General features: G+C 63.0%; 27 protein-coding genes and 1 riboswitch. Of the genes, 13 read left to right on the top strand and 14 right to left on the bottom strand.

Going from position 1 to position 24921, the window contains the following annotated elements:
- Nucleotide 1: 1 nt before the first annotated feature.
- The 12 genes from A3M3_RS0110955 to glyA form a co-directional block, all read right to left on the bottom strand.
- On the bottom strand, nucleotides 2-676 hold the full coding sequence (locus A3M3_RS0110955; protein ID WP_028266360.1) for a 2'-5' RNA ligase family protein: 675 nt from the start codon (nucleotides 674-676) through the stop codon (nucleotides 2-4).
- A gap of 4 nt (nucleotides 677-680) precedes the next feature.
- The gene (trpS, locus tag A3M3_RS0110950; RefSeq protein ID WP_028266359.1) at nucleotides 681-1724 is read right to left on the bottom strand and encodes a tryptophan--tRNA ligase; all 1044 of its coding nucleotides are present in this window, start codon (nucleotides 1722-1724) and stop codon (nucleotides 681-683) included.
- Between the two features lie 60 nt (nucleotides 1725-1784).
- Nucleotides 1785-2618: an exodeoxyribonuclease III gene (locus A3M3_RS0110945; RefSeq protein ID WP_028266358.1), complete on the bottom strand. Its 834-nt coding sequence runs from the start codon at nucleotides 2616-2618 to the stop codon at nucleotides 1785-1787.
- Nucleotides 2619-2627: 9 nt separating this feature from the next.
- The gene (locus A3M3_RS0110940; protein WP_028266357.1) at nucleotides 2628-3200 is read right to left on the bottom strand and encodes a hypothetical protein; all 573 of its coding nucleotides are present in this window, start codon (nucleotides 3198-3200) and stop codon (nucleotides 2628-2630) included.
- A 67-nt stretch (nucleotides 3201-3267) separates the two neighbouring features.
- A complete protein-coding gene (locus A3M3_RS0110935) occupies nucleotides 3268-4101 on the bottom strand; it encodes an ABC transporter permease (RefSeq protein WP_028266356.1) in 834 nt (277 codons plus the stop codon).
- The gene (locus A3M3_RS0110930) at nucleotides 4098-4952 is read right to left on the bottom strand and encodes an ABC transporter permease (RefSeq protein ID WP_028266355.1); all 855 of its coding nucleotides are present in this window, start codon (nucleotides 4950-4952) and stop codon (nucleotides 4098-4100) included. The genes A3M3_RS0110935 and A3M3_RS0110930 overlap by 4 nt, the downstream gene beginning before the upstream one ends.
- 38 nt (nucleotides 4953-4990) lie before the next feature.
- Nucleotides 4991-5920, bottom strand: coding sequence for an ABC transporter ATP-binding protein (locus tag A3M3_RS0110925; RefSeq protein WP_028266354.1), 930 nt, complete (start codon nucleotides 5918-5920; stop codon nucleotides 4991-4993).
- A 238-nt stretch (nucleotides 5921-6158) separates the two neighbouring features.
- Nucleotides 6159-6458: an SHOCT domain-containing protein gene (locus A3M3_RS0110920; RefSeq protein ID WP_028266353.1), complete on the bottom strand. Its 300-nt coding sequence runs from the start codon at nucleotides 6456-6458 to the stop codon at nucleotides 6159-6161.
- Between the two features lie 133 nt (nucleotides 6459-6591).
- Nucleotides 6592-7257 (bottom strand): response regulator, encoded by a 666-nt coding sequence (locus tag A3M3_RS0110915; protein WP_028266352.1) that lies wholly within the window; start codon nucleotides 7255-7257, stop codon nucleotides 6592-6594.
- Nucleotides 7254-8384, bottom strand: a complete 1131-nt coding sequence (locus A3M3_RS24730; RefSeq protein WP_051423120.1) for a sensor histidine kinase — start codon at nucleotides 8382-8384, stop codon at nucleotides 7254-7256. The genes A3M3_RS0110915 and A3M3_RS24730 overlap by 4 nt, the downstream gene beginning before the upstream one ends.
- 100 nt (nucleotides 8385-8484) lie before the next feature.
- Nucleotides 8485-9381 (bottom strand): bifunctional methylenetetrahydrofolate dehydrogenase/methenyltetrahydrofolate cyclohydrolase, encoded by an 897-nt coding sequence (locus A3M3_RS0110905; protein ID WP_028266351.1) that lies wholly within the window; start codon nucleotides 9379-9381, stop codon nucleotides 8485-8487.
- A 33-nt stretch (nucleotides 9382-9414) separates the two neighbouring features.
- Nucleotides 9415-10710 (bottom strand): serine hydroxymethyltransferase, encoded by a 1296-nt coding sequence (gene glyA, locus A3M3_RS0110900; protein WP_028266350.1) that lies wholly within the window; start codon nucleotides 10708-10710, stop codon nucleotides 9415-9417.
- 106 nt (nucleotides 10711-10816) lie between these two features.
- A riboswitch (ZMP/ZTP riboswitch) is annotated at nucleotides 10817-10902 on the bottom strand.
- Nucleotides 10903-10937: 35 nt separating this feature from the next.
- Here glyA and purU point away from each other — a divergent pair.
- From purU to A3M3_RS0110845, 11 genes are all read left to right on the top strand, one after another.
- Entirely contained in the window at nucleotides 10938-11798 is an 861-nt protein-coding gene (gene purU, locus A3M3_RS0110895; RefSeq protein ID WP_028266349.1) for a formyltetrahydrofolate deformylase, read from the top strand.
- A gap of 74 nt (nucleotides 11799-11872) precedes the next feature.
- Nucleotides 11873-12460, top strand: a complete 588-nt coding sequence (locus A3M3_RS24725) for a class I SAM-dependent methyltransferase (RefSeq protein ID WP_035742708.1) — start codon at nucleotides 11873-11875, stop codon at nucleotides 12458-12460.
- An 82-nt stretch (nucleotides 12461-12542) separates the two neighbouring features.
- Nucleotides 12543-13067: a gamma carbonic anhydrase family protein gene (locus tag A3M3_RS0110885; RefSeq protein WP_028266348.1), complete on the top strand. Its 525-nt coding sequence runs from the start codon at nucleotides 12543-12545 to the stop codon at nucleotides 13065-13067.
- A 122-nt stretch (nucleotides 13068-13189) separates the two neighbouring features.
- The gene (locus A3M3_RS0110880; protein WP_028266347.1) at nucleotides 13190-14380 is read left to right on the top strand and encodes an ROK family transcriptional regulator; all 1191 of its coding nucleotides are present in this window, start codon (nucleotides 13190-13192) and stop codon (nucleotides 14378-14380) included.
- A gap of 138 nt (nucleotides 14381-14518) precedes the next feature.
- Nucleotides 14519-16075: a multiple monosaccharide ABC transporter ATP-binding protein gene (gene mmsA, locus A3M3_RS0110875; RefSeq protein ID WP_028266346.1), complete on the top strand. Its 1557-nt coding sequence runs from the start codon at nucleotides 14519-14521 to the stop codon at nucleotides 16073-16075.
- A 43-nt stretch (nucleotides 16076-16118) separates the two neighbouring features.
- Complete coding sequence (gene mmsB / locus A3M3_RS0110870) at nucleotides 16119-17387, top strand: multiple monosaccharide ABC transporter permease (protein ID WP_028266345.1); 1269 nt, start codon at nucleotides 16119-16121, stop codon at nucleotides 17385-17387.
- Nucleotides 17388-17438: 51 nt separating this feature from the next.
- The gene (locus A3M3_RS0110865) at nucleotides 17439-18539 is read left to right on the top strand and encodes a substrate-binding domain-containing protein (protein WP_035741627.1); all 1101 of its coding nucleotides are present in this window, start codon (nucleotides 17439-17441) and stop codon (nucleotides 18537-18539) included.
- A gap of 200 nt (nucleotides 18540-18739) precedes the next feature.
- On the top strand, nucleotides 18740-20179 hold the full coding sequence (locus tag A3M3_RS0110860; protein WP_028266343.1) for an ABC transporter permease: 1440 nt from the start codon (nucleotides 18740-18742) through the stop codon (nucleotides 20177-20179).
- Nucleotides 20180-20181: 2 nt separating this feature from the next.
- Complete coding sequence (locus tag A3M3_RS0110855; RefSeq protein WP_028266342.1) at nucleotides 20182-20883, top strand: ABC transporter ATP-binding protein; 702 nt, start codon at nucleotides 20182-20184, stop codon at nucleotides 20881-20883.
- Nucleotides 20884-20922: 39 nt separating this feature from the next.
- Entirely contained in the window at nucleotides 20923-21162 is a 240-nt protein-coding gene (locus tag A3M3_RS0110850) for a hypothetical protein (protein WP_028266341.1), read from the top strand.
- A 56-nt stretch (nucleotides 21163-21218) separates the two neighbouring features.
- Entirely contained in the window at nucleotides 21219-22289 is a 1071-nt protein-coding gene (locus A3M3_RS0110845) for a Gfo/Idh/MocA family protein (protein WP_028266340.1), read from the top strand.
- A gap of 45 nt (nucleotides 22290-22334) precedes the next feature.
- Here the strand turns inward: A3M3_RS0110845 and A3M3_RS28880 are convergent, their stop codons facing one another.
- On the bottom strand, nucleotides 22335-22529 hold the full coding sequence (locus A3M3_RS28880) for a hypothetical protein (RefSeq protein ID WP_231497239.1): 195 nt from the start codon (nucleotides 22527-22529) through the stop codon (nucleotides 22335-22337).
- 27 nt (nucleotides 22530-22556) lie between these two features.
- On the opposite strand from A3M3_RS28880, the gene A3M3_RS0110835 reads away from it, so the two are divergent.
- Together A3M3_RS0110835 and A3M3_RS0110830 are read left to right on the top strand one after the other, a co-directional pair.
- A complete protein-coding gene (locus A3M3_RS0110835; protein WP_028266338.1) occupies nucleotides 22557-23270 on the top strand; it encodes a hypothetical protein in 714 nt (237 codons plus the stop codon).
- A gap of 125 nt (nucleotides 23271-23395) precedes the next feature.
- Nucleotides 23396-24268 (top strand): hypothetical protein, encoded by an 873-nt coding sequence (locus A3M3_RS0110830; RefSeq protein WP_155854362.1) that lies wholly within the window; start codon nucleotides 23396-23398, stop codon nucleotides 24266-24268.
- A gap of 100 nt (nucleotides 24269-24368) precedes the next feature.
- On the opposite strand, the gene A3M3_RS0110825 is transcribed toward A3M3_RS0110830, so the two are convergent.
- Complete coding sequence (locus A3M3_RS0110825) at nucleotides 24369-24827, bottom strand: DoxX family protein (protein ID WP_028266336.1); 459 nt, start codon at nucleotides 24825-24827, stop codon at nucleotides 24369-24371.
- Nucleotides 24828-24921: the final 94 nt, after the last annotated feature.

Here is a 24921-nt window from a genome sequence, read left to right as displayed (position 1 = left end):
CCTAGCCGCTTGCTGCCGATCGGGGTGCGTTGCTTTCACGTGATTGGTCTGTGTCGCCGCCAAAGTCGAGCTCTTCCCGTAGCTGCCAGATGCCATTGTCGTCGTGCTCGTAAAGTCCCATGCTAACCACAGGGAAAGTGGCGGTGTAGTTCTTGAGCGCCGTTTCGGCTTCGTCAAGGCTTTCGGGTGCGACGTCGTGGGCTACCGTCACGTGCGGGTGGTAGGGGAACGGAAGCTCGCGTTCCAGAGGGCCGCTCTGCAACTGTTCGTGCAATCCCACGCACTCCGCAAATCCATCTTCGACGTTCAGGAATACCACCGGGGACACCGGCCGGAAGGAACCTGTACCGGAAATGGTGATCTTGAACGGTGCCTGCCGGCGGGCAACCTCCCGGACATGCTCCCGCGTGGCTTCCCAGTCCCGGGCGGGCGTAGTGGTGACGAGGGTGATATGGGCAGGAATGACGTCCGCCATGGGGTCCCCGAAGGAGGCACGCCATTGTTGTAGTTCCCGGGCCACGTCCTGGGGGAAACCCAGGATGATGCCCACGCACAGGCTGTCGCTGCTCGCGCTGTCGGCCTCGTGTGCAGCCGAATCCGTGCGGGCATCAGTGACCTGGCCAGCGCCCCTTGGAAGGGAGCCGACCCGGACGCTGAGCTTGCCAGCAGCGCACATGTGCTTAGCGGATCCCTGTCCGCCCGGCAAGGGCAAGGAAGCCCATCCGTTTGTAGACCTCGCTCAAGGTCACGGAAGCAACTTCCCGGGCCCTCGCAGCCCCCTTGGCCAAGAGACGGTCAAGCTCAGCGGGATCGCCCATGAGTTCGGCCGTGCGGTCCCGCAACGGAGTGATGAAATCCACCATCACGTCGGCCAGATCCACCTTCAGGTGACCGTACATCTTGCCTTGGTACTCCCCTTCGAGGTCCGCAATCGTCTTGCCCGTCAGGCTGGAGTAAATCGTCAGGAGATTGGACACGCCAGGCTTGGCTTCGCGATCAAAGCGAATCACAGTGTCGTCGTCCGTCACGGCCGACTTGATGCGCTTGGCGGCGACCTTCGGGTCCTCCAGCAATTGAATGGAACCGTTCGGCGATTCGCCGGTCTTGGACATCTTGGCAGTGGGGTTCTGAAGGTCGTAGATCTTGGCGCTGCTCTTCAGGATAGTGGCCTCGGGCACCGTGAAGGTCTTACCGAAACGGGTGTTGAATCTCTGAGCCAGGTTTCTGGTGAGTTCAAGGTGCTGGCGCTGGTCTTCCCCCACAGGAACCAAATCCGCTTGGTAAAGCAGGATATCCGCGGCCATGAGCGTGGGATAAGCGAACAGGCCCACCGTGGCGGCGTCCGCCCCGGATTTCTGCGTCTTGTCCTTGAATTGCGTCATACGCGACGCCTCGCCGAATCCTGTGATGCAGTTGAGCGCCCAGGCGAGCTCGGCGTGCTCAGGCACGTGGGACTGGACGAAGAAGATGCACTTCTCGGGATCGATGCCGGCGGCGATGTATTGGGCGGCGACTGTCCGGGTGCGCTTGGCCAGCTCTTCGGGTTCGAAGTCGACCGTGATGGCGTGCAGGTCCGGAATGAAAAAGACCGCGTCGTACTCGGACTGCATGTCCACCCAGTTGCGGACGGCGCCAATGTAGTTTCCCAAGTGCAGGGAGTCCGCCGTGGGCTTGGCGCCTGAGAGGATCCGTTTCTTGGGCTCGGTTTTGGTAGTCGCTGCCATGGTTGCAGCCGCAGCGGGTTCAGTTGTGGTGGAGCTGGTCATGTGGAAACTTTCGAAAGCCTAGAGCCGGTAGTCGACTACCAGCGGTGCGTGGTCGGAGAAGCGGGTGTCCCATGACGGTGCCCGGTCAACGACGGCCGACAGAGCGGCTGCCGCGAGTCCGGGAGTGGCCATGTGGTAGTCGATGCGCCAGCCCGTGTCAGTATCAAAGGCCTTACCGCGCTGGGACCACCAGGTGTAGGGGCCATCGACATTTCCTGCCAGGCCCCTGTGGACATCCCTCCATCCGATCTCGTCGCCGAAGAAGCGGTCGAAGTACGCCCGCTCCTCAGGAAGGAAGCCTGCACGCTTGGTGTTGCCCTTCCAATTCTTGATGTCGAGCTCAGTGTGGCCCACGTTGAGGTCACCCACCACCAAGGCGTGCTCGCTGTGTTTGGCGAGTTCCGGAAGCCTGGTGCTCATGACATCCAGGAAGCGGTATTTGTCCACCTGTTTGGGCGTGTCCACTTCGCCGGAATGCACGTAGGCGCTGACGACGGTCAGGGTGGTGTCCTCGCCACCGCTCGTCTTCACCGCATAGTCGGCCTCGACCCAGCGACCGGTGGTGGCAAAATAATCGTCGCCGATTCCCACGCGGGTAGCGTCGGGCTCCTGCCGCGAGGCGATGGCTACGCCCGCGCGCCCCTTGGCCTCGGCTTCGGCGTGCAGGATGTGCCAGCCTTCGCCGATGAGCTGGTGGACCACCTCATCGGGCGCGCGGACCTCCTGCAGACACAGGATGTCGACGTCGCGCGGCTCAAGCCACTCCGCCATGCCCTTCTTGTAGGCGGCGCGAATGCCGTTGACGTTGACCGTTGCGATGCGAAGGAAGTCCTTCTTCAATGCCGAGCTCACCCGCCTACTCTAGTCGATGATGGTGCCCGAAACGGGCTCGTCGGCGCCACCGGAGGACTTGATCATGTCCCGGGCGTTGCTTGAGGTAATTGCGATGGTCTCCAAAGCGCGGCTGATGGTGTCCTGATTTGCGGACTCACCCTTCGCCCGTTCGTCCTCCACGACGCGAACCTGCACCTGGACAATCTTGAACGAATGGTCCAGTTTGAGGTCCCGCATTTCATCCGCTTCGCTGCGTTCCGAGACCACACGTGTGCCGCCATGGTCAGCGCTCGACGACGACGGCGCCCGGCCGGTGGCCGCGTTGAAGGCGTTTTGTGCCTCAGCGAGTTTTTCTCCAGCCCGTTTTGCGGCCCTCTGGATACTGAAAACGACGAAAGCGGCAAGAGCGAGCCAGCCGAAGGAAACAACGGCGACAATCCAACCGACGACGTCGTTCTGGTTGGCCGCGAAGATGACGGCCACCAGGAACGCGATGAGCACTACCGTCATGCCCAGCCCGCCGACGCGGAAGCCTTTAAAGGCGCTCTTTGCGGAAGCGGATGAGGGAACAGATGACGGGGAGTCGCCGAGAGATCGCATGCACTAATTGTCGCAAACTCCGGACGGCGCACCGGCCGCTTCCACCCCGGGCGAACAGCACGAACCGCTATTTCAGAAAGAGCTTGCGCAACCTTCCGGTGGTGAGCATGATGCCGAGCACGATCATGACGAGGTAGTAACCGACGTGAACTGCCGTGGCCGGGCTGAAGGAAGCAATGCTGATCTGCCGCAGGAGTTCTACGCCGTGCCAGAGGGGAAGCGCTTGGATAAGCCACTGGATGTATTGGGGATAGACGCTCAGGGGGTAGAAAGTGGCGCTGAACAGGAACATCGGCAGCATGAAGAAGTTGATCCAGTCCATCTGCTGGAAAGTCTTCATAAAGCTCGTGATGCCCATCCCGAAGCTCGCGAAGCCGAAAGCGATCAGCACGGACGCAGGGATGACCAGGAGGGCCCACGGGGTAGTGATGAGCCCCATGACGGCCATGACGGCCGTGAATCCTGTGGCGTAGAGGAGTCCGCGCAGCAGGGCCAGGAAGATCTCCCCGATGGCTACGTCCAATGGACCGAGTGATGTGTAGAGCATGCCTTGGTACAACTTGGCGAAGTTCATCTTGAAGAAGACGTTCCAGGTGGAGTCGTACACGGCGCCGTTCATGGCGGACACGGCAAGGAGTGCCGGCGCTATATAGGCCGCATAACTGATTTCCTGGCCGCCCGGTCCCGTCACGCTCCCGACAATCGAGCCCAGTCCTACGCCCATGGAGATCAAGTACAGCACCGGCTCGAAGAACCCGGACACCAGGATCAACCACGTGCTGCTTTTCGCCGCCATGAGGCCCCGGGCCACAACGGCGAGCGCGTTGCGGGAGTACAGCGGACCGAACGTGCGCTCACGGGCAGCGTCCGTGGCGCTATGCGGTCCAGTCAAAACGCTCATGTTCCCATCCTCCTGACGAACTGGCGCCGCGTCAGCATCCAACCTGCCGCGGCCGCACCCACAAGGAACACGACGTGCGTCACCGTCAGCACGGGGTTTTCCTCAAGTCCGTAGGTGAAGACGCGCCCCAACTGCGTACCGTGCCAGACCGGGGAGATCCAACCGATCCAGCGCACTCCAAGCGGCAGCGAATCCAGCGGGAAGAAGGTTCCCGAAAACAGGAACAGCGGCACCACGATGAATCGCTGCACCAAGGCGAACTGCCCGGAATCTTTGGTGATGCTCGAGGCATAGGCCATGAGCGGCAGCCCGAAGGAGAGCCCGGCTACCGTGGCAACCACCGCCGACACCCAGCCCCACGGACTGGGTGAAGCACCGAACAGGGCCACGATGAAGAAGTAGAGCAGCGATTGCGCGAGGAACTTCAAGGTACTGGCCATGATGTGGCCCGCAGCGATCTGCTGCGGAACCAGCGGAGAAGCATGCGGGCCGTAGAACACGCGGCGCCACTTGAAGCCGTCCATGATCGGGTAGGAGAAGTCCCCTGATGCTGTCATGACCGCGGAGGAGACCAGCAGCGCAGGCGCGATGAAAGTCAGGTAGCTCACTCCGCCGAACACCGAAGCTCCATTCGCATCCACCAGGCTCGCCAAGCCGATGCCCATCGCGAACAAGTACGCCACGGGCTGGCCCACGCTGTACAAGAACACCGACCAGCCATATCCACGCATCACCCTGAGGACCTGTTCGGCATAGAAGAACGACCCCCAACGCCGAGCCCGGCTGGCCGAGACGGCCGGCGAGTGGGCGCGCAAAGGGCGGTCCGCCGTCGGGAGCTGAACGTCAGCCATAGGTCCTCCTACTCAGCTGTCCCCTCATCAACACTCCCCTAATCAACAAGGCTCCGTCCGGTCAACCGGAGGAAGACGTCCTCCAAGGAAGAGCGCCGCACGAGGGACGTCAAGGGCCGGAGCCGGCGTGCGGAGACTTGCTCGAGGGCCGATTCGCCGTCGTTAGCGTAGATGAGCACCCGGTCCGGAAGCGTCTCGACGCGTTCGCCGATACCGGCGAGTTCGCTTCCGATGGTCGCGTTGCGTTCCGAACCGAAGCGGAGTTCCAGGACCTCGCGCGTGGAGTATTCCCGGATCAGGCTTGCAGGCGAGCCTTCAGCCATGATCCGGCCCTTGTCTACCACGATCAACCGATCACAGAGCTGTTCGGCTTCGTCCATGTAATGCGTGGTGAGGATCAGCGTGACGCCTTGTTCCTTGAGCCTGAACAACCGGTCCCAGAGAATATGCCGGGCCTGCGGGTCCAACCCCGTGGTGGGTTCGTCCAAGAGCAGGATCTTGGGTTCGTTGATCAGCGAGCGGGCAATCGTCAGACGCCGTTTCATGCCGCCCGAGAGGGCATCCACCCTGGATTTGGCTTTGTCTGTCAGCTGGGCGAACTCGAGCAGTTCGTCGGCCTTCGGGCGCAAATAGCTCATGGGCAGGCCGAAGTAGCGGCCATAGACAATCAGGTTTTCGCGGACCTTCAGTTCCTCGTCGAGGTTGTCCTGCTGCGGCACTACGCCAAGGTGCGCGCGAACTTCGGGCCCATGGGTTTCGGGGTCGAGGCCCATGATGCTGAGCTTCCCGGAGGTGCGCTGGGAGACGCCGCCGATCATCTTCATGGTGGTGGACTTACCCGCTCCGTTGGGACCCAGCAGCCCGAAGGACTCCCCCGCCGGAACCTCGAAGGAGATCCCGTCGACGGCGGTGAGCTCGCCGTAGCTCTTGGTGAGTTTTTCGGCTGTGATGACTGCAGGTGGGTTCATCTGGAAGCTGGCTGAAGTGGAGAAGGAGCGTGTGGCTTCATTGTGCACCCCAGCAGACTAGTAGAGCCAAGGAATACGTGAAAGAGGTATTGCGCAATTTTCTGGAATAACCCCTGTGGAACGCTGCCCCTTGTGACATTCTGCTGGATCATTCCGCGCATCAAGCCCCGGAAACCGCGTGGTTCCGGGGCTCGATGGTTGAGTCAGAGCGAATGATCCAGCAGAACCCGCCGATTCCTCACTTGGTCGGATGTGCCCGTAGCACTTCCAGCCGCTGGCGGTACTCGGTCTCGTCGATCTCGCCACGCGCATAACGCTCCCTCAGCACACTCTCGGCCCCCTGGGTTGCTGCCCAGTCATGGTTACGACGCCACATCCGGCGACCGAAGAGAATGAAGAATCCGATGACCAGGATCCAGAACAACGGGATCAGGAGGAAAAACGGCCAGAAGACGAATCCGCCCCCGGGTCCGTGGACGACGTCGGTGGGCAGCTGGGCGGCCGCGGCGCCGAGGGTGGTGCTCAGTGATGTCAACATGTCCAGTCCAAACTCTCAACGGGCCGTATCTCGGCTCTGGTTCCAGTCTGGTTTTCCGCCCCTCCAAAGGCGTCGGCCACCGGGAGTCACTTGCAGCCGGCCACCTACTCCTCCGGGAGACTGCGCGGACGCGCTAGCTGCTCCAGCCCGGTCGGACCAGACCGGATTCGTACGCGAGAACCACCAATTGCGCCCGGTCCCGGACACGGAGCTTGGTCATGATGCGGGAAACGTGGGTCTTGGCCGTCAAAGGAGTGATGAACAACCGCTCGGCGATCTCGGCATTGTTCAGGCCTTCGCCCACCAGCGCCAGGACCTCCCGTTCGCGTTCGGTGATCTGGTCCAGCGGTACGGCCTTCGACGCCGCCCTGCTGTGCACGGCGAGCTGGGCCATGATGCGGCGCGTCACCGACGGCGAAAGGAGGGCGTCGCCGTCGTGCACCACCCGCACGGCGCGGATCAGTTCCTCCGGCTCGGTGTCCTTGACGAGGAAGCCGGCGGCACCGGCGCGCACCGCTTCGGCGATGTATTCGTCCAGCTCGAAGGTGGTGAGGATGATGATCCGGGTGCTCGTAAGTCGGGGGTTGGCCAGGATCTGCCGGGTTGCGGCCAAGCCGTCGCCGTCCGGCATGCGGATGTCCATCAGGACGACGTCGGGCACCTGGCTTTCGGCCAGCCGGACCGTCTCGCGGCCGGTGCCGGCCTCCGCCACGACCTCCATGTCCGGTTCGGCGTCCAGGAGCGCCCGGAATCCCGCCCGGATGAGGGTCTGGTCGTCGGCAAGGAGCAGGCGGATCATGGCTGGTCCCCTGTCCTTGCAGGGTCCGGCGGGAGCATCGCTTCCACGCGCAGTCCAGTTTCCAGCGGCGTCAGGCGCAGCGTGCCGCCGAGGGCCTCGACGCGCTCGCGCATGCCTCTCAGGCCGTTACCTGCGGGGGCCCCGCGAAGGCCTGCGCCGTCGTCGTCGATCCTCACCTTCAGTGCGTTCCCCGCCCATTCCAAAAGTACGACGGCGGACGCCGCGCCCGAGTGCCTGCGGACGTTGCTCAGCGCTTCCTGGACTACTCGATAGGCCGTTTCCTGCTGTGCCGTTCCTGCTGGTTCAGGGGCCACGGAGTTTTCAAGCCGGACATCCAAGCCACCGCGCCGCGCGTCCTCCACGAGTTCCGGGATCCGCGCGAGATTTGGCGGGGCCGGCGGGCTCAACGGGGCATCGTCGCGGAGCACACCGAGAAGCTGACGGACTTCGGTCAAGGACTCCTTGCTCGCGGCCTTGATGGCTTCGAGCGCCGGCCGGAGCTTCTCCGGATCGTTTGTGCCTAAATGGAGCGCCACCGAGGCCTGGACATTGATCATCGAAAGGGAGTGTGCCACCACATCGTGGATATCGCGGGCGAGCGTGAGCCGGTACTCGTCCCGTTCGGCCTGTTTCGCAGCCTCGCGCCGGCGCCGGTATTCGGCCATCCGCTCGCCCCGCCGTCGGAAGCCTTCACCGATCAGGACGAGGATCGCCGCCCAGGCAACACCGGCGGAGGCGCGAATAAGCGCGGGATCGTTGCCGGCGAAAACGGCGGTCAGCACGATGGCGGCGGCGCAGATTCCAGCTCCCAGCCAGGCCTCCCAGCGCAGCCCGGCGGATGCCGTCAGGATGATCGACACCGCCAAGGACAGCACAATCGGGCCCCATGCGTAGCCGAGGAGCACGTAGCTGAACGTGGCCGCGAGGGTGATCGGCAGCATGACCACGGGCTTGCGGGTCCGGAAAGCCAAGGCGGCGGGCCCTGCCAAGAGCAGCATGAAGGCGAGGGGATCCAAGGGGCGCAGAGTTGCCTGGTGGTTTGCCGAAAACACGGTTCCCAGCACTTGAATCAGGGCCACCGCGATCACGATGAAGCTCGTGGGGGGACCCTGGAAACGCCGCTGCATGCTCCGAGCCTAGCCGCGCACAGCTCCGGCGTCGTCGTGTTAACGGCGTAGGGGACCTACTCCTACGGGAGTAGGTCCCCTACGTCGTTCACGTCCGGTGCTAGGCGATGCCTGCGTGCCGTTCGGCGGTCTCCACCACATTGGCGAGCAGCATGGCGCGGGTCATCGGGCCTACACCGCCAGGATTCGGCGACAGCCAAGACGCAACGCCGGCAGCGGCCGGGTCCACGTCCCCGGTGACAACAGCCTTACCGTTGCCGTCGTCCACACGGCTCACGCCGACGTCGAGCACGATGGCGCCCGGCTTGAGGTCCTCAGCTTTGATCATGTGCGGCACCCCGGCAGCTGCAATCACGACGTCGGCCAGCTTGAGTTCGGCGGGCAGGTCCACGGTGCCCGTGTGCGCCAGGGTGACCGTGGCGTTGACGTCCTTGCGGGTGAGCAGGAGCCCGATGGGACGGCCGATGGTGACGCCACGGCCGACCACCAGGACCCGCTTGCCCTTGAGTTCGATGCCATGACGACGGAGCAGTTCCACGCAGCCCTTGGGGGTGCAGGGCAGCGGGGACTTCATGACACCGCTGACGTTGGCCACGAGCCGGCCAAGGTTCATGGGATGCAGGCCGTCGGCGTCCTTTTCGGGGTCCATGGCCTCCAGGATCACGTCCTGATCGATGTGCTTGGGGAGCGGCAACTGCACGATGTACCCGGTGCATTCCGGGTTTTCGTTGAGCTCACGGACCACCTCGAGGAGCGCTTCCTGGCTGACGTCTTCAGGCAGGTCACGCCGGATCGACGTGATGCCGACCTCGGCGCAGTCCTTGTGCTTGCCAGCCACGTACCATGTGCTGCCCGGATCCGATCCCACCAGGATGGTGCCGAGTCCCGGCACCACTCCCCTTTCGCGGAGGGCGGCTACGCGGATCTTCAGTTCGGACTTGATGGCGGAGGCGGTGGCCTTGCCGTCAAGAACTTGTGCGGTGGACTGGTATGTCATTCCATCAGCTCTTTCTCGTGGGTGGCCTGCGGCTTACCACTGCTCGTGTTGCGGATAGAGCGGGAAGTCCGCGGCGAGCTTGTCGACGCGGGCCTGCAGGGCTTCGACGTTAGCGGCTGATCCGGACTTCAGTGCCGAAGCGATGATCTCGGCAACCTCGGTGAATTCGTTGGCACCAAAGCCTCGGGTGGCCAGGGCCGGGGTACCGATGCGCAGTCCGGAGGTGACCATCGGCGGGCGGGGATCGAACGGAACAGCATTGCGGTTGACGGTAATGCCCACCGAGTGCAGGAGGTCCTCTGCCTGCTGGCCGTCCAGCTGCGAGTTTCGCAGGTCAACGAGAACCAGGTGGACATCGGTGCCGCCGGTCAGGACGGACACGCCTGCTTCGGCCACGTCCGCTTGGTTGAGACGGTCGGCGATGATCTTGGCACCTTCCAGGACGCGCTCCTGGCGTTCCCTGAATTCCTCGCCCGCAGCGATCTTGAAGGCAACAGCCTTGGCAGCGATTACGTGCATGAGGGGACCGCCCTGCTGGCCCGGGAAGACATTGGAGTTGAGCTTCTTCGCCCATTCTTCCTTGGCCAGGATCACGCCGGAGCGAGGCCCTGCGAGCGTCTTGTGCACCGTAGAGGTGACGACGTCGGAGTGCGGCACCGGGCTCGGGTGCAGGCCTGCTGCCACGAGGCCGGCGAAGTGCGCCATGTCCGTCCAGAGGAGAGCGCCGACTTCGTCTGCGATGGAGCGGAATGCTGCGAAGTCGAGGTGGCGTGGGTAGGCCGACCAACCGGCGATGATGACCTGCGGTTTCTCGGCAATGGCCTGTTCGCGGAGCTTGTCCATGTCCACACGGAAGGTGTCGTGCTCCACCTGGTAAGCAGCCACGTTGTAGAGCTTGCCGGAGAAGTTGAGCTTCATGCCGTGTGTCAGGTGGCCACCGTGCGCCAGGGACAGGCCCAGGATCTTGTCGCCCGGTGTGATCATGGCGGACAGGGCCGCGGCGTTGGCCTGCGCACCGGAGTGCGGCTGCACGTTGGCGTACTCGGCATCGAAGAGGGCTTTCACGCGGTCAATGGCCAATTGCTCGGCGATGTCCACGTATTCGCAGCCGCCGTAGTAGCGCTTGCCCGGGTAGCCTTCGGCGTACTTGTTGGTCAGCACCGAGCCTTGGGCCTCCATGACGGCACGGGGCGCAAAGTTCTCGGAAGCGATCATTTCCAGGGTGCCGCGTTGGCGGCCGAGTTCCTGGTCCAGAACCGCTGCGATCTCGGGGTCGAGTTCGGAAAGCGGCTGGTTGCTGATGGTCGCGGAGGTGATGGTGGTGGTCACGAAGATCTCCTGGATAGGCAACGGGTATTTCTACAGGTCAGGCTACCGGCTGGGTTTTTTCCATGCCCGTTGATGACGGGACGGGGCACAGCGACAGTAAAACGTGACCCTCGGCCCAGGCGTACGATCCGTGGTCTTCATCAATGCCGCTCCCTGGTGGTACACCACCCAACGCCAGTCGCGACGACTTAAACAGTACAACAGGTGCGCAACGGTAGGCTTTGCGTGTGACTGACTCCACCCTGCCTACGTCTTTTGTTGTAACCCTGTCCTGCCCGGACCGGCCCGGGATCGTGCACGCTGTTGCAGGCGCCTTGCTGGAGGCGGGCTGTAACATCGCCGACTCTCAGCAATATGGCAGTCCCAGCACGGGAAACTTCTTCATGCGCGTGGAAGCAACGACGTCCTCGACCCAAGCAGAACTGAGTTCGGCGCTGGCCCCCGTGGCCGAAGCATTCGGCATGAAGTGGCAGATCAACCCGGTGGGCCAGAAGGTCCGTACCCTCATCCTGTGTTCCAAGGACGCCCATTGCCTCAATGATCTGCTTTTCCAGCAACGCACGGGGACCCTTCCCATCGAGGTGCCGGCCATTGTGTCCAACCACCGGGATCTCGAAGGCCTGGCCGAGTTCTACGGCATTCCTTTCCACTACATCCCCGTCACGCCGGACACCAAGGCCGAAGCCGAGGCGAAACTCCTCGCGCTCATCCACGAGCACGGCATCGAGCTGACTGTCCTGGCGCGCTACATGCAGGTCCTCTCCAACGATCTCTGCACCGAGCTCAACGGCAGGGCCATCAACATCCATCACTCCTTCCTGCCGTCCTTCAAGGGTGCCAAGCCCTACCACCAGGCCCACGCCCGCGGTGTGAAGATCATCGGCGCCACGGCCCACTACGTGACGGCCGACCTCGACGAGGGCCCGATCATCGAGCAGGAAGTCATCCGTGTAGACCACGCACGCACGGCCGAACAATTCGTGCAGATGGGTCGCGATGTCGAGGGCCGCACCCTTACCCAGGCCGTGCAGTGGCACGCCGAACACCGCGTCCTGCTCGACGGCACCCGCACAGTGGTCTTCAACTAGCTCGCATATCTTGTCGTTATGAGCCTTCATAACGACATCTACTGCTAGTTAGTTGGGTGCTTTACGCTGGGGACATGACGCCGCGCCTGACGGAATGCCGCGATTGGTTCATCCGTCTGCTCAAAGAGGAACACAGGCACTCGCTGTTCGAACTGGGCTGTGCGACCGGCGTCGAAGGATTGGAATTCGTGCGGGCGGGCCTGCACTACACCGGTGTCGACCTGTCCGAGGAAAGCATCCACCTCGCCCGGGCGAAGGGCTTGGACGCCAGTGTGGCCAACGGCCGGTCTCTGCCCTTCGCAGATGCCTCGTTCCCCGCCGTGTGGACTATGGGCACCCTCATGCACGTCCGCAACACTCGAATCAACGACGTCGTCAGCGAACTTGTGCGGGTCAGCGCGACTGGCGCGCCGATCGCCGTCGGGCTCTGGTCAGGTGACGATGAAGAAGTCCTCAACCAAGACGACGAAGACGAGCAGCGGCGGTTCTTCAGCCGGCGGAGCGACGCAACCGTGCTGCGGATCTTCGGGGCCCACGGCGACGTCGAGCACTTTGAGACGTGGCCCGAAGGCATGGGAATTGAGTCCGGGCCGGGAGCCGGGCAATGGGTGCAGCACTACCAGTTCTTGGTCCTTCGGACGCCTCCGGGCCCAACTAGCTAACAGTTGTTGACGTTATGAAGGCTCAAAACGACACCTACTGCGAGCTAGTTGGCTCGGGGCCAGGGTGATCTAGGCTTGCCGCATGACTCCTATTTACACCTTTGCCGGGGATACCCCGGTCATCCATGAAACCGCCTTCGTAGCGCCCACAGCATCGATCATCGGCAAGGCTACCCTCGGCGAGGACTCCAGTGCCTTCTACGGGGTGTCGGTCCGTGCAGACACCGAAATTATCAGCGTCGGCGCAGGCTCGAACCTCCAGGACAATGTGGTCCTGCATGCCGATCCGGGTTTCCCCTGCACCGTCGGCGAGCGTGTCAGCGTGGGACACAGTGCAGTGGTGCACGGATGCACGGTGGAGGACGACTGCCTCATCGGCATGAGCGCCACCATCCTGAACGGCGCCGTCATCGGCACCGGTTCGCTCGTGGCGGCGGGCGCCGTCGTGCTCGAGGGAACCGTTATCCCGCCGCACTCCTTGGTTGCCGGCGTGCCCGCCAAAGTGCGCCGCGAACTGAGCGAAGACGAGCTCGACGGCGTGAAGCACAACGCGGCCCACTACCGGGAGTTGGCGGCGGCGCACCGCGAGATGCACGCGCAGGACTAACGCGGGCGGCCGCAAATTGATGGTTGGTACACATCGGAGGCAAAGTCCATGGTCTCGACACAAGTCCGCCCCGTTGCGTTAACTTCTTGACTGCAAACGTGATTTGAGGCACGCTTCATGTCATGCCCGCAACCTCCCGCTCGACGAAGAGCCACCGCAAGAATCCTGGCTCCCAGTCGGCGTTGCGCCACTTGAACCAGCAGCGACTCATCGAATGCCTGTTGAGCGGCCCTTCCACTCAAGCCGAACTCGCAAGGCAAACGGGACTTTCCACGGCCACAGTGTCCAACATCGTCAAGATCATGCAGGACGCCGGGCTTGTCTCAACCGAACCGATAACCAGCTCCGGACGCCGGGCACTGAACGTCAGGCTAAACAGCAACGGTGCCGTGGCAGTCGGAATCGACTTTGGCCGCCGCCATCTGCGGGTGGTCCTGGCCTCGCTTGGCTATCACATCATCATCGAGGAAACCGTGACCCTACCCCTTGGCCACCACGCCGAACAGGGTATCAGCGCAGCGGTCTCGCTCCTCGACAAACTGCTGGTCGAAAGCGGCGTTGACCGAAGCGCCGTAGTAGGCGCGGGCGCCGGCATCGCCGGCCCCATCGACCGCCGTTCCGGCACCGTGGCGCAAGGCGCCATCCTGCCGGAATGGGTGGGGATCCAGATTCTCGAACGACTGGAGGAAGCCCTCAATCTTCCCGTCTACGTTGATAACGACGCCAATCTGGGCGCCCTGTCCGAGGTGACGTGGGGCCCGCACAGCGGAATCAGCAACCTCATGTTCCTCAAGATCGGTTCCGGCATCGGCGCAGGCCTCATTATCAATGGCGCGCCGTACTACGGGGCGGTGGGAATCACGGGAGAAATCGGCCATGCAACCATCCACGAATACGGCGCCATCTGCCGCTGCGGCAATCGCGGCTGCTTGGAAACGATGGCTTCAACCACCACCATGATCGAGCTCCTCGGCAAAGGGTCGGGCCTGCACCTCGAACCCGCAGATATCGTGCGCAACGCCCTGGCCAGGGACTCAGCGACCCTCCGCGTGGTGGACGACGCAGGTCTCGCGGTGGGGCGCGCCCTGGGCAATGTGGCGAATCTCATCAACCCGGAAGTCATCGTGGTGGGCGGCCCGCTCGCCGGGCTCGGCGACGTCCTCCTCGACCCCATCCGACGCGGCCTCGTCCGCCATGCAGTGCCCGTGATCGGCGAGACGACGCACTTGGCGATGTCCTCGCTCGGCGCCCGGGCGGAAGCGCTTGGCGCGGCCGCTTTGGTGTTCCAGCACGCCGGTATCAAGCAGTCCTGAGTATTTCGTTACCACGCTGTTATCCCCGTCTTGCGTTAAAGTCTTGACGGCAACCGGTGTGATCCAGTTTACTTTCTCATCAGATGGGCTCGCCATCCCCGAGCCGACAACGACGTCAACCATTGGAGGCGCGAGGGTATGTCAACCCCCACAACGCACCCGGACCCGATCCTTCTCGAGATGCGGTCCATCACTAAGGAATTCCCCGGAGTGAAGGCTCTCTCGGACGTCAGCCTCCGGGTCAAGGTGGGCGAAATCCACGCCATCTGCGGCGAGAACGGTGCAGGAAAGTCCACGTTGATGAAGGTGCTCTCCGGGGTGTACCCCTACGGCAGCTATGACGGCGACATCGTGTACCAGGGCGAAGTCCAGCAGTTCAAGGACATCCGCGCGAGCGAGCATGCTGGAATCGTGATCATCCACCAGGAACTCGCGCTGATCCCTGAACTGTCCATCACTGAAAACATCTTCCTCGGCAACGAGCCCGTCCGCCGCGGCATCATCGACTGGACTGAGGCACGCAAGCGGTCCATCGAATTGCTCGCGAGGGTTGGCCTGCGAGAGGACCCCGATACCCCCATCAAGGAAATCGGCGTCGGCAAGCAACAACTGGTGGAAATCGCCAAGGCCCTGAACAAGTCCGTGAAGCTGCTCATTTTGGACGAGCCCACAGCCGCCCTCAACGAATCGGACTCCCAGCACCTGTTGGACCTCATCCTGGGGCTCAAAGGCCGGGGTATCACGTCCATCATGATTTCCCACAAGCTCAACGAAATTGAGCAGATCGCGGACGAGATCACCATCATCCGCGATGGCAAGTCCATCGAGACGCTCAACGTGAAGAAAGACGGCGTCGACGAGGACCGGATCATCAAGGGCATGGTTGGGCGGACGCTCGAGTCCCGCTTCCCCGACCACACACCGAAGATCGGCGAGGTGTTCTTCGAAGTCAAGAACTGGAACGTCGGCCATCCCCAGATCCAGGACCGCTTGGTCTGCAAAAACTCCAACTTCCACGTGCGCCGCGGCGAAATCGTGGGGTTCGCAGGTCTGATGGGCGCTGGCCGCACCGAGCTTGCCCGTTCAGTCTTCGGTCACTCCTACGGCCGGTTCATCTCGGGACAGGTGTACAAGGATGGCAAGCCCATCACCATGCGGAGCGTCCGCCAAGCAATCGACGCCGGTCTCGGCTACGTCACCGAGGACCGGAAGACCCTGGGCCTGAACCTCCTGGACGACATCAAGACCACCACAGTGTCCGCCAACCTTAAAAAGGTCAGCCGGGGAATCGTCGTAGACACCAACAAAGAGTTCATGGTGGCCGAGCAATACCGGAAGTCGCTGCGCACCAAGACTCCCTCGGTGGAAGAAGGTGTCTCGAAGCTCTCCGGTGGCAACCAGCAAAAAGTGGTTCTCGCGAAATGGATGTTCACCGATCCGGACCTTCTCATCCTGGATGAACCCACCCGCGGAATCGACGTCGGGGCCAAGTATGAGATCTACGGAATCATCCAACAGCTGGCCAACCAAGGAAAGGGCGTGATTGTGATTTCCTCCGAACTCCCCGAACTGCTGGGCCTCTCCGACAGGATCTACACCATTTTCGAGGGTTCCATCACTGGCGTACTCAACAAGGATGAAGCCAGCCAGGAGAGCCTCATGAAGCTAATGACATCCAGCCGCAAAGCCGCCTGACCCCGGTCATCTCCAGAAACACACGGACACAAGGACCCAAACAATGAACGCGCTCAAGAAGCTATTCGGTGGCAACACCCGCCAATTCGGCATGATCTTCGCCCTGGTTGCACTCGTCATCTTCTTCCAGATCTTCACCGAGGGCCGGACGCTCACCCCCGGCAACGTCATCAACCTTTTCAACGGCAACTCCTACATCCTGATCCTGGCCATCGGCATGGTCTTGGTCATCATCGCCGGCCATATCGACCTTTCCGTAGGTTCCGTTGCGGCCTTCGTCGGCATCTCGGTGGCGCTAGCCATCAGGGACTGGCACCTACCGTGGTATGCGGCCGTGCTCTTCGGACTCCTGCTTGGCGCCCTGATCGGAGCCTGGCAGGGATTCTGGACGGCATACGTCGGCATTCCGGCGTTTATCGTGACTCTGGCGGGTATGCTGCTGTTCCGCGGTTTCAACCAGTTCGTCGGAAAGTCCAACACCGTTCCAGTTCCCGAGGACTTCCAGTACCTGGGCTCCGGCTACCTGCCCGAAGTAGGGCCTAAAACCGGGTACAACAACTTGACGATCGTCTTGGGGCTTATCGCGGTCGCCTTCGTCATCGTCAGTGCCATCCGTTCCCGCCGTACCGCCCAGGCGCTGGGCGCCGAGGTACAAGAAAGCTGGGTGCTGGTCACCAAGCTCGTGCTGGTGAACGCTGCCATCCTCTACGCGACATACCTCTTCGCCACCGGCCGCACCGGCACTTCTTTCCCGATCCCGGGACTCATCCTCGCCGTCCTGGTCCTGATCTACGGATTCATTTCCGCCAAGACCGTCATCGGCCGCCACATCTACGCAGTCGGCGGCAACCGCCACGCGGCCGAACTCTCCGGGGTCCAGTCCAAGAAGGTCAACTTCATGGTCATGATGAACATGTCCATCCTGGCGGGACTCGCCGGCATGATCTTCGTTGGCCGCTCCACCGCTTCGGGCCCGTTCGACGGCGTCGGCTGGGAACTTGACGCCATTGCAGCCGTGTTCATCGGTGGCGCGGCTGTCACCGGTGGCGTGGGCACCGTGATCGGCTCGATCGTCGGTGGTCTTGTCATGGCTGTGCTCAACAACGGCCTGCAACTCCTCGGCGTCGGCGCCGACCTCACCCAGATCATCAAGGGCCTCGTGCTGCTGGCAGCGGTCGCCTTCGATGTCTACAACAAGTCCCAAGGCAAGAAATCGATCATCGGAATGATGATGAAGAACTTCGGCCGGAGCAGCGAAAGCGCTCCGGACGAGACGACCTCAACCAGGGAAGCCATCTCGAGGGAAGCCTGATCGGCTTCACAGCAACTTGTTCCATCCACAACAAAGAAAGCGAACCAAGTTATGCGAATGTTTGGTAAAGCAGGAAAGGCAGCAGCAGTAGCTGCGATCGCGGCACTGGCGCTGACGGCCTGCGGCCGTACGGACAGCGGCAGCTCCGGTGGTTCATCGAGCGGCAGCGAGGCGTTCCCCAAGGGCTCCTCGATCGGCGTCGCGCTCCCCCAGAAGACCAGTGAGAACTGGGTCCTGGCGGAGAAGCTCTTCAACGACGGGCTCACGAGCGCAGGCTTCAAGCCCGATGTGCAGTTCGCCAACGGCGGCGTGTCGGAGCAGCAGAACCAGATCAGCGCCATGATCACCAAGGGTGACAAACTCATCATCGTCGGTGCTATTGACGGCGCTCAGCTGGGCACGCAACTCAAGCAAGCCAAGGACGCCGGAGCCACGGTCATCGCGTATGACCGCCTGTTGCTGAACACCGCCAACGTGGACTACTACGTGGCTTACGACAACTTCAAGGTCGGCGTGCTGCAGGGCCAGGCCCTGTTGGACGGTCTCAAGTCCAAGAAGCCCAACGGCCCGTACAACATCGAACTGTTCGCAGGTTCCCCCGATGACGCCAACGCGAAGGTCTTCTTCGACGGCGCCATGAGCATCCTGCAGCCGAAGATTACTGACGGTACCCTCAAGGTGGTTTCCGGCCAGACGTCGTTCGAACAGGCCGTCACCCAGGGCTGGAAAGCAGAAAACGCCCAGAAGCGCATGGACACCCTGCTGGCAGGTACCTACACCAGCGCGTCGCTGGACGGTGTCCTCTCACCGAACGACACCCTTGCCCGCGCCATTCTGACGTCGGTCAAGGCCGCCGGCAAGCCGCTGCCGATCGTCACCGGCCAGGACTCGGAAGTTGAGTCCGTCAAGTCCATCATGGCCGGTGAGCAGTACTCCACCATCAACAAGGACACCCGCAAGCTCGTTGAGCACGCCATCACGATGGTCAACGACATCCAGTCCGGCAAGACCCCGGAAATCAACGACACCAAGTCCTACAACAATGGCGTCAAGACCGTTCCGGCATACTTGCTGCCTCCGGTCATCGTGACCCTCGCCAACGTGAAGACTGCCTACGTGGACGATCCGGTCCTCGGCCCGATCACCAAGTAGTTTCCGCTTCAAGTACCACAGCGACGGCGGCCATCCCCACTTCCGGGGGTGGCCGCCGTCGTCGTGTCCGGGTTCATCCGCCGCGTGGACGCTGCTTCACAGGCGCCGCATAGCAACAGCTGCACAGTCGCACAGCCGCAGTGAGCACTGTTAGGTGAGCAGGCGCGCCGCTGGGGCGGGCCAGGTCCAAAAGGAGAATCGTGAGCGTCCTCGCCCGGAGTGTAGGCAATGCCTTCCGCAACAAGATAAGAACCTCGGCTGTGGTGGCAGTGCTGGCTGTCGCGATCGGGCTGGCGCTGGCCATGCTCGTGGCCAACCAAGCCGTCGCCGGCAAAGTCCAGGAGCTCAATGCCTCCGTGGGCACGGTCCTGACCGTGAACCCCGCCGGTGCGCAGGGCTTCGACGGCGGCGGCGAGCCGCTCACCACGGCACAGACCGCGACGGCGGCAGCCGTACCGAACGTCGTCTCCGTGGTGGGCACCAAGGCTCTGCGGCTGCAGACCGCCACGGCGGCCTCAAGCTCAACCACCGGTACCACCGCGCAGCAGGCCGGACCGGGTGGTGGCGGTCCTGGCGGCGGCACCAGCGTTACCACGAACCTTCAGGCAGCCATCGAGGCCGGGACCCTCGGCAATCGCAACAACGCCAGCGGCAGCACCGGCAGCGGAACCGCGGGTGCCGGAAGCACCGGAACCGCGCCAAGCTTCTCGCTGCCCATCACGGCTACTGGTATCGGCGCCGAGGTGGACACGGCTGGCAAAGCCCTGAACATCACTAGCGGCACCGGCCTGGGCGACTACACCGTTGCCAGCACCAAAGCCCTGGTAGGGACCACGCTCGCGACAAAGAACAACCTCAAGGCCGGCTCAACCTTCACCATCGCCGGCAAGACGTTCACGGTGGCAGGCATCTTCGACGCCGGCACCACGTTCGGCAACAACGCCGTCTACACGACCCTCGCGGAAGCCCAGGCCCTCGCTGCCACACCGGGCGAGCTCTCCAGCATGGTGGTGACCGTCAACAGCATGGCGAACGTGGACGCGGCCAAGACGGCGCTGCAGACTGCCCTCGGCTCCGGCAAGGCGGACGTGACACAGGGCCAGCGGAACCTCGAGACCGCAGTCAGTTCCCTGGACAGCGTCAAGAACATTTCGCTCCTGGCCTTCATCGCAGCGCTTGGCACCGCCGGACTGATCATCCTGCTCATCATGGTCATGTTGGTCCGCGAGCGCCGTCGTGAGATCGGAGTCCTGAAGGCCATCGGCGCCCGCAACCGCACCATTGGACTGCAGTTCGTGCTCGAAGCCCTGGTCCTCGTGGCGCTCGGCAGTGTCGTAGGTGCCGCCATCGCGTCCTTCGCGAGCGGCAGTATCGCATCGGCGCTGATCAGTTCGAACAGTTCGACGGCGGCCACGGGCCAGCGCGGCCCCGGCGGCGGAGGCTTCGGGGGCGCTGGTCTTCCCGGCGGGAGCCCCTTCGGCGGCGCTTCCCAGCTCCTCACCTCCGTCACCGCGAGCGCCTCCCCTGATGTGATCGCCTTGGGCATCGCGGCAGTCTTCGGCGTCGCCGTCGTCGGCGCCTTGGTACCCGCGCTGCTCACAGCCCGTATCCGCCCCATTGAAGTCCTGCGAGGAGAATAACCATGATTGAAGTCAAAGACCTGGTCCGCCAGTTCACGTCCGGTGACCGCACCATCAAGCCCGTCAACGGAGTTAGCTTCGAACTCGAAAAGGGTACCCTCGCCTCGATCGTGGGCAAGAGCGGCAGCGGCAAGAGCACCCTGCTCTCCCTTCTGGGTGCCTTGGACAAACCCACCAGCGGAGACGTCGTGGTGGATGGAATCAGCCTCGCCGGCCTTCCTGCCAGCAAACTCACTGAATACCGACGCCGGGACATCGGCTTCGTCTTTCAGCAGTTCAACCTGATCCCCAACCTCTCGGCCGTGGACAACGTCATGCTTCCCATGGAGTTTGCCGGAATGCGGAAGGCTGCCCGATTGGAGCGGGCGCGGTCCCTCCTGGAGCAGGTGCAGCTGGATCCGGAGAAGCAGTCGCGCCGTATCAACAAGCTCTCAGGCGGTGAGCAGCAGAGGGTTGCCATTGCCCGGGCGCTGGCGAATGAGCCCAAGCTCATCCTGGCCGACGAACCTACCGGCAACCTCGATGAGCAGACCGGCGAACACATCATCGAACTGCTGAGTTCTTTGAGCCGTGACCACAACACCACCATTCTGGTGGTGACGCACGACCGGAGCCTGGCGCAGAAGACCGAACGCCGCTTCCGGCTACAGCAAGGCAAATTGAGCGAGGAAACCGTGCGGCCACGGGTTGCTGCCGGGGCCTGATCTTCCAGGAATCGGCCGACTCCCGGGGACGGGAACCGCATGGTTCCCGTCCCCGGGAGGCCGGGAGGTCTCTACAAGCCCGACGCCGCCGGTTCCGCTCCCGCCGGTGGTGGCTCCGGCGTCGACGGCGTTATTCTTCAAGGTCACCGCGGGACATGCGAATGGAGCCGGGCCGCCCGCCAAGGAGATCTGCGCCAAGCCCGGCTTTGCGAGAAGCCCGTATCCACAAAGGCGATCTTCACCAGCGAAACAGAGATCACTGCGAGCAAACAGACATGACTCGTGGTTCGATCGCGTCCTGCCAAGCGCATGCGGGGAATGAGAGGATAGGCCGCATGAGTCTGCATATCGCCAAGCCTTGGTTGTTCAGCCAGCCGAACCAGGATCCCCGGGCAGCCACCGGCAAGGCCCTGAACTGGGGCATTGTGGCCACCGGGGGGATCGCCAGAACTGTGGTTGGCGAGCTCACCCAGCTTGAAGATGCAAAGCTGCATGCCGTAAGTTCGCGACGCCGGGAATCCGCGGAGGCCTTTGCTGCCGCGCATGGCGTCACGAAAGCTTATGGGGACGACGGCGACGTGCCCGGGTACCAGCGGTTGCTCGCCGATGACTCCGTCGATGTTGTCTACGTGGCCACCCCACACGCACAGCATTTCGGCATCGTCAGGGATGCCCTCAACGCCGGCAAACACGTCCTGTGCGAGAAAGCCATGACCATCAACGGCCGTGAGGCCGCTGAGCTGGTCGGCTTGGCCCGGGATCGGAACCTGTTCCTCATGGAGGCGGTATGGAGTCGTTTCCTACCGAGTATCCAGCGGGCGTTCGCTATTGCCGCGTCGGGTGAACTGGGCGACATCAAGTGGGTCAGCGCAGACTTGGGATTCCCCGCGCCCTACGATCCCTCAGCCCGGATCTGGGCCCCGGCAGCCGGTGGCGGGGCACTTCTGGACCTCACGGTGTACGCTCTGTTGTGGCCCTTGGGCACCCTCGGCTTCCCGCAATCAGTCAGCGCGGTGGGCACTTTGACGGACGACGGCGTCGACTCCCAGAACGCGCTCACGCTGGCTTACGACGGCGGCGCTATCGCCCAGCTGACCTCCTCCTTGCTGGCCCACGGGCCTCGCTGCGCCTCTGTCGCCGGCTCCCAAGGTTTTCTGCAGACGCAAGGATCCATCAACAATCCACGCGAGCTTCTGATTCGAACCGGCTGGGACGAGCCGCGCATTGAGCGCTTTGATTCGGTCGGCATCGGCTACACCTACGAATTGCGAGAGGTCACCCGCTGCGTCCAGCAAGGACTGACCGAGAGTCCCGTCATGCCCTTGGACGATTCGCTCAACACGATGCGCCTCTTCGACGGGGTCCGCTCCCAACTCGGAGTCAGGTACGCCAACGACGCCCGGTGAGCGACCCAGTGGTGATCATTGCCTGCCCACTTCTAGACTAGTTAACTAGTTCAGGCCTACGATGGTGGAGATCGTCAATCCAACCGGACGCTGGGGGGTGTCGAGATGGAAGCTGTGCGAAGTGAGCTGCGCGTTCTTCATGTTCTCCGCTCCGTCCTGCTGGCTGGCGCCGGTGCGGTCGTTTGGATGGCTCTGTCCTCCACTGCAGCCAACGCTGATTCGGGTGACAGCAATCATCATTCCTTATTGGGCGGCGCAGGCTCGGCGGTGACAAACGTTGTCCACGACGCCACTGCTCCAACCCCGGCGGTTGTTGCGCACGAACTGCCACGGCTGACCAGGGCAGTCGACCAAGGAGTGGCCAGCACGCCCGTCGTCAACGGCGTCGTCCCCGAGGGCATGCTTGCTACTGTGCCTGCTCCCGTCGTTTCCACCACAACAGGCGCCGTGAACGGGGTTGGAACAGGCTTCGGTACCGTAGCCGGCCAGGTTGTGTCCCCGGTTCTTGGCACCGTTGGATCGACCGTGGGTGCACTTCCAGTCAGCATCCCGAGCCTACCCGAGGCACTTCCCCCGGCCCAGCTCGATGCGACACTCCCCGGGGCGCCCGCCGTCCTTGCGCCCACGACCCACGCGAGCTCACCCTTGGCGGAGGATGTCGCGGCCCCCGCGGTCAGCCCCGCTGACCCCTTTGACCCGCCGGGCGTGGGCATATCTCCTCGGAACACGATGGTCTGGGCCACCGCTTCCGAGGATCCTTCGGTGCCTCCGTCCGGCGGGACGCCCCCTGCCGACGCGCCGAGCGGGGCCGTTGCCGGAGGCGCCGCAGCAGCCCTTACAGGCAATCCTTCGGGAGCGACTGCTGGGTGGCTTCAAGGCATCACCTTGCTTCCCCCTTTCGCCGGCATCCTTATCTCCGTAACTTCAGCCGGCCGAACTCCGGCTCCAGTGTCGTTCGACCCAGGTTCTTCCCCTGATTAGTTCCAAGCCCCGCCGCCTCCCCAGAAGTCGATTCTGGCCGGTGGCAGATGGCCGGTCCGGGCGCTCCCGCGGTTTCCTGCGGGCAGCCGCGCCTGGTGGAACTACTCATTCAGGAGAAAGACAACATGCACAGCATTATTCGCAAGGGGTTGCTTGGCACCCTCTTTGCCGGTGGATTGATAGCCCTCGGCGCAACGGCCGCGAATGCGGCAGACACCTCTACAAGTGCGCAAGGCACTGCCTCGGGCACTCAAGTTGTTGCACCGGTATCGGCTCCGGTCAACATCGGGCCGACGACGCTCACAGTATTGGGAACTTCGAGCGTCGCGACCAACACCCCCGCACCCGCCCCGGCTCCGGCCCCGGCGAGCAATTCCGGCGGAACAGCTGTCCCGTCCGGAACCCAGGCGGTGGCTCCGATATCGGTCCCTGTTAATGTCGGAGCCACCTCCCTGGCAGTTCTGAACAATTCGGGCCCAGGCAGAGCGTCTGGCAGCCCCGTCACTCCACCGGTCGCGACGCCGGTCACTGCACCGGTGACTGCACCGGTCACCGTTGGCGACACGACCGTCAACCTGCTCAGCACCACGCCAACAAGCGGCTCAACAGGCACCAGTCCTACGACGCCGCCAGACAGCGCCACAGGCACCGGCGTCTTGGGTACGGGACTCACTGCCCCGTTGAACCTGCCCTTGACGGTCGGCATCGCTTCGGTTGATCCGGGTCTGTCTTCCGGAGTCGTCAACACTCCCGCCGGGAGCACCCCCGCAATCAACGCAGCAGTCGCCGACCCGTCGGTTGTTGCTCCTCCAGCAGATGCTGCAGCGACAGCCGGCGCCGCCACCACCGTTACGGCGGTGGTTGCCGGCGCAGGAACAACTGCTCTGGCTAGCACTGGCTTCAATGGGCACGGGGTGCTGTTCGCAGCGTTCCTGCTACTGGGTGGATTCATCGTGATGGCGGGCGGTCGGAAGATCCGGGCAATCAAGCCCGCATAGTCACCGGCTCGGGCTGTTGTACCGTAATGGGCCGCAGCCCGGTTCTCCGGCTCCTCCGCAGGGCAAATAGCCCCGCGGAGGAGTCCGTGCGGGGGTTTGCCTAGCGGCCTGACTTCCGGGCTGGCTTCCCGGCTGGCTTCCCGGCGAACAGTTTCCGGTCCAGCGAGGCCGCTCCGGAACCGACAAAGGCAAACGCCAATGCCAACGCGATATACAGAATGAGAAGCTCGGCGTTGACTCCGGGACGATCACTCAACAATGGCTTACCCGCTTCTGTAACAAACCAGATCCCGGCATACATAAGAGCTGCCAGGAAACCGGCCACCCTGGTCAGGGCGCCGAGTACCAAGAGTGCGCCCAATCCGTTCTCACCGCAAATAACCAGCCAGGACATCAGCTCCGCTCTTTGAACCCCCATTGCGGTGATGGTGGCCTCAAACACCGGCTGTCCAGCCACGAGCTTCTGGACGCCATGTAGCAGCAAAAGCCCGCCGAACACGACCCGCAGAAACGCGATGCCGCGAGATGACGAGGTCTGAGAGGGAAAGAGGAATTTCACTCGATCCAATCTTCCATGCAGATCGCTCAGCTCAAAACGGCAATCAGACCGTGTCCGGGCGACCCGTCAGTTAAACGCAACTAGCTCGCAGTTG

The sequence above is a fragment of the Arthrobacter sp. MA-N2 genome, from assembly GCF_000517125.1.
Taxonomy (GTDB): domain Bacteria; phylum Actinomycetota; class Actinomycetes; order Actinomycetales; family Micrococcaceae; genus Arthrobacter; species Arthrobacter methylotrophus.
The sequence above is the reverse complement of the archived record's forward strand: the minus strand, read 5'-3'. Positions and strand labels throughout refer to the sequence as shown.

Coding starts and splice junctions, on each gene's coding strand:
- A3M3_RS0110955 (WP_028266360.1), bottom strand. CDS start 676: ATGTGCGCTGCTGGCAAGCTCAGCGTCCGGGTCGGCTCCCTTCCAAGG.
- trpS (WP_028266359.1), bottom strand. CDS start 1,724: ATGGCAGCGACTACCAAAACCGAGCCCAAGAAACGGATCCTCTCAGGC.
- A3M3_RS0110940 (WP_028266357.1), bottom strand. CDS start 3,200: ATGCGATCTCTCGGCGACTCCCCGTCATCTGTTCCCTCATCCGCTTCC.
- A3M3_RS0110935 (WP_028266356.1), bottom strand. CDS start 4,101: ATGAGCGTTTTGACTGGACCGCATAGCGCCACGGACGCTGCCCGTGAG.
- A3M3_RS0110930 (WP_028266355.1), bottom strand. CDS start 4,952: ATGGCTGACGTTCAGCTCCCGACGGCGGACCGCCCTTTGCGCGCCCAC.
- A3M3_RS0110925 (WP_028266354.1), bottom strand. CDS start 5,920: ATGAACCCACCTGCAGTCATCACAGCCGAAAAACTCACCAAGAGCTAC.
- A3M3_RS0110920 (WP_028266353.1), bottom strand. CDS start 6,458: ATGTTGACATCACTGAGCACCACCCTCGGCGCCGCGGCCGCCCAGCTG.
- A3M3_RS0110915 (WP_028266352.1), bottom strand. CDS start 7,257: ATGATCCGCCTGCTCCTTGCCGACGACCAGACCCTCATCCGGGCGGGA.
- A3M3_RS24730 (WP_051423120.1), bottom strand. CDS start 8,384: ATGCAGCGGCGTTTCCAGGGTCCCCCCACGAGCTTCATCGTGATCGCG.
- A3M3_RS0110905 (WP_028266351.1), bottom strand. CDS start 9,381: ATGACATACCAGTCCACCGCACAAGTTCTTGACGGCAAGGCCACCGCC.
- A3M3_RS24725 (WP_035742708.1), top strand. CDS start 11,873: ATGACGCCGCGCCTGACGGAATGCCGCGATTGGTTCATCCGTCTGCTC.
- A3M3_RS0110885 (WP_028266348.1), top strand. CDS start 12,543: ATGACTCCTATTTACACCTTTGCCGGGGATACCCCGGTCATCCATGAA.
- A3M3_RS0110880 (WP_028266347.1), top strand. CDS start 13,190: ATGCCCGCAACCTCCCGCTCGACGAAGAGCCACCGCAAGAATCCTGGC.
- mmsA (WP_028266346.1), top strand. CDS start 14,519: ATGTCAACCCCCACAACGCACCCGGACCCGATCCTTCTCGAGATGCGG.
- mmsB (WP_028266345.1), top strand. CDS start 16,119: ATGAACGCGCTCAAGAAGCTATTCGGTGGCAACACCCGCCAATTCGGC.
- A3M3_RS0110865 (WP_035741627.1), top strand. CDS start 17,439: ATGCGAATGTTTGGTAAAGCAGGAAAGGCAGCAGCAGTAGCTGCGATC.
- A3M3_RS0110855 (WP_028266342.1), top strand. CDS start 20,182: ATGATTGAAGTCAAAGACCTGGTCCGCCAGTTCACGTCCGGTGACCGC.
- A3M3_RS0110850 (WP_028266341.1), top strand. CDS start 20,923: ATGGTTCCCGTCCCCGGGAGGCCGGGAGGTCTCTACAAGCCCGACGCC.
- A3M3_RS0110845 (WP_028266340.1), top strand. CDS start 21,219: ATGAGTCTGCATATCGCCAAGCCTTGGTTGTTCAGCCAGCCGAACCAG.
- A3M3_RS28880 (WP_231497239.1), bottom strand. CDS start 22,529: ATGATGATTGCTGTCACCCGAATCAGCGTTGGCTGCAGTGGAGGACAG.
- A3M3_RS0110830 (WP_155854362.1), top strand. CDS start 23,396: ATGCACAGCATTATTCGCAAGGGGTTGCTTGGCACCCTCTTTGCCGGT.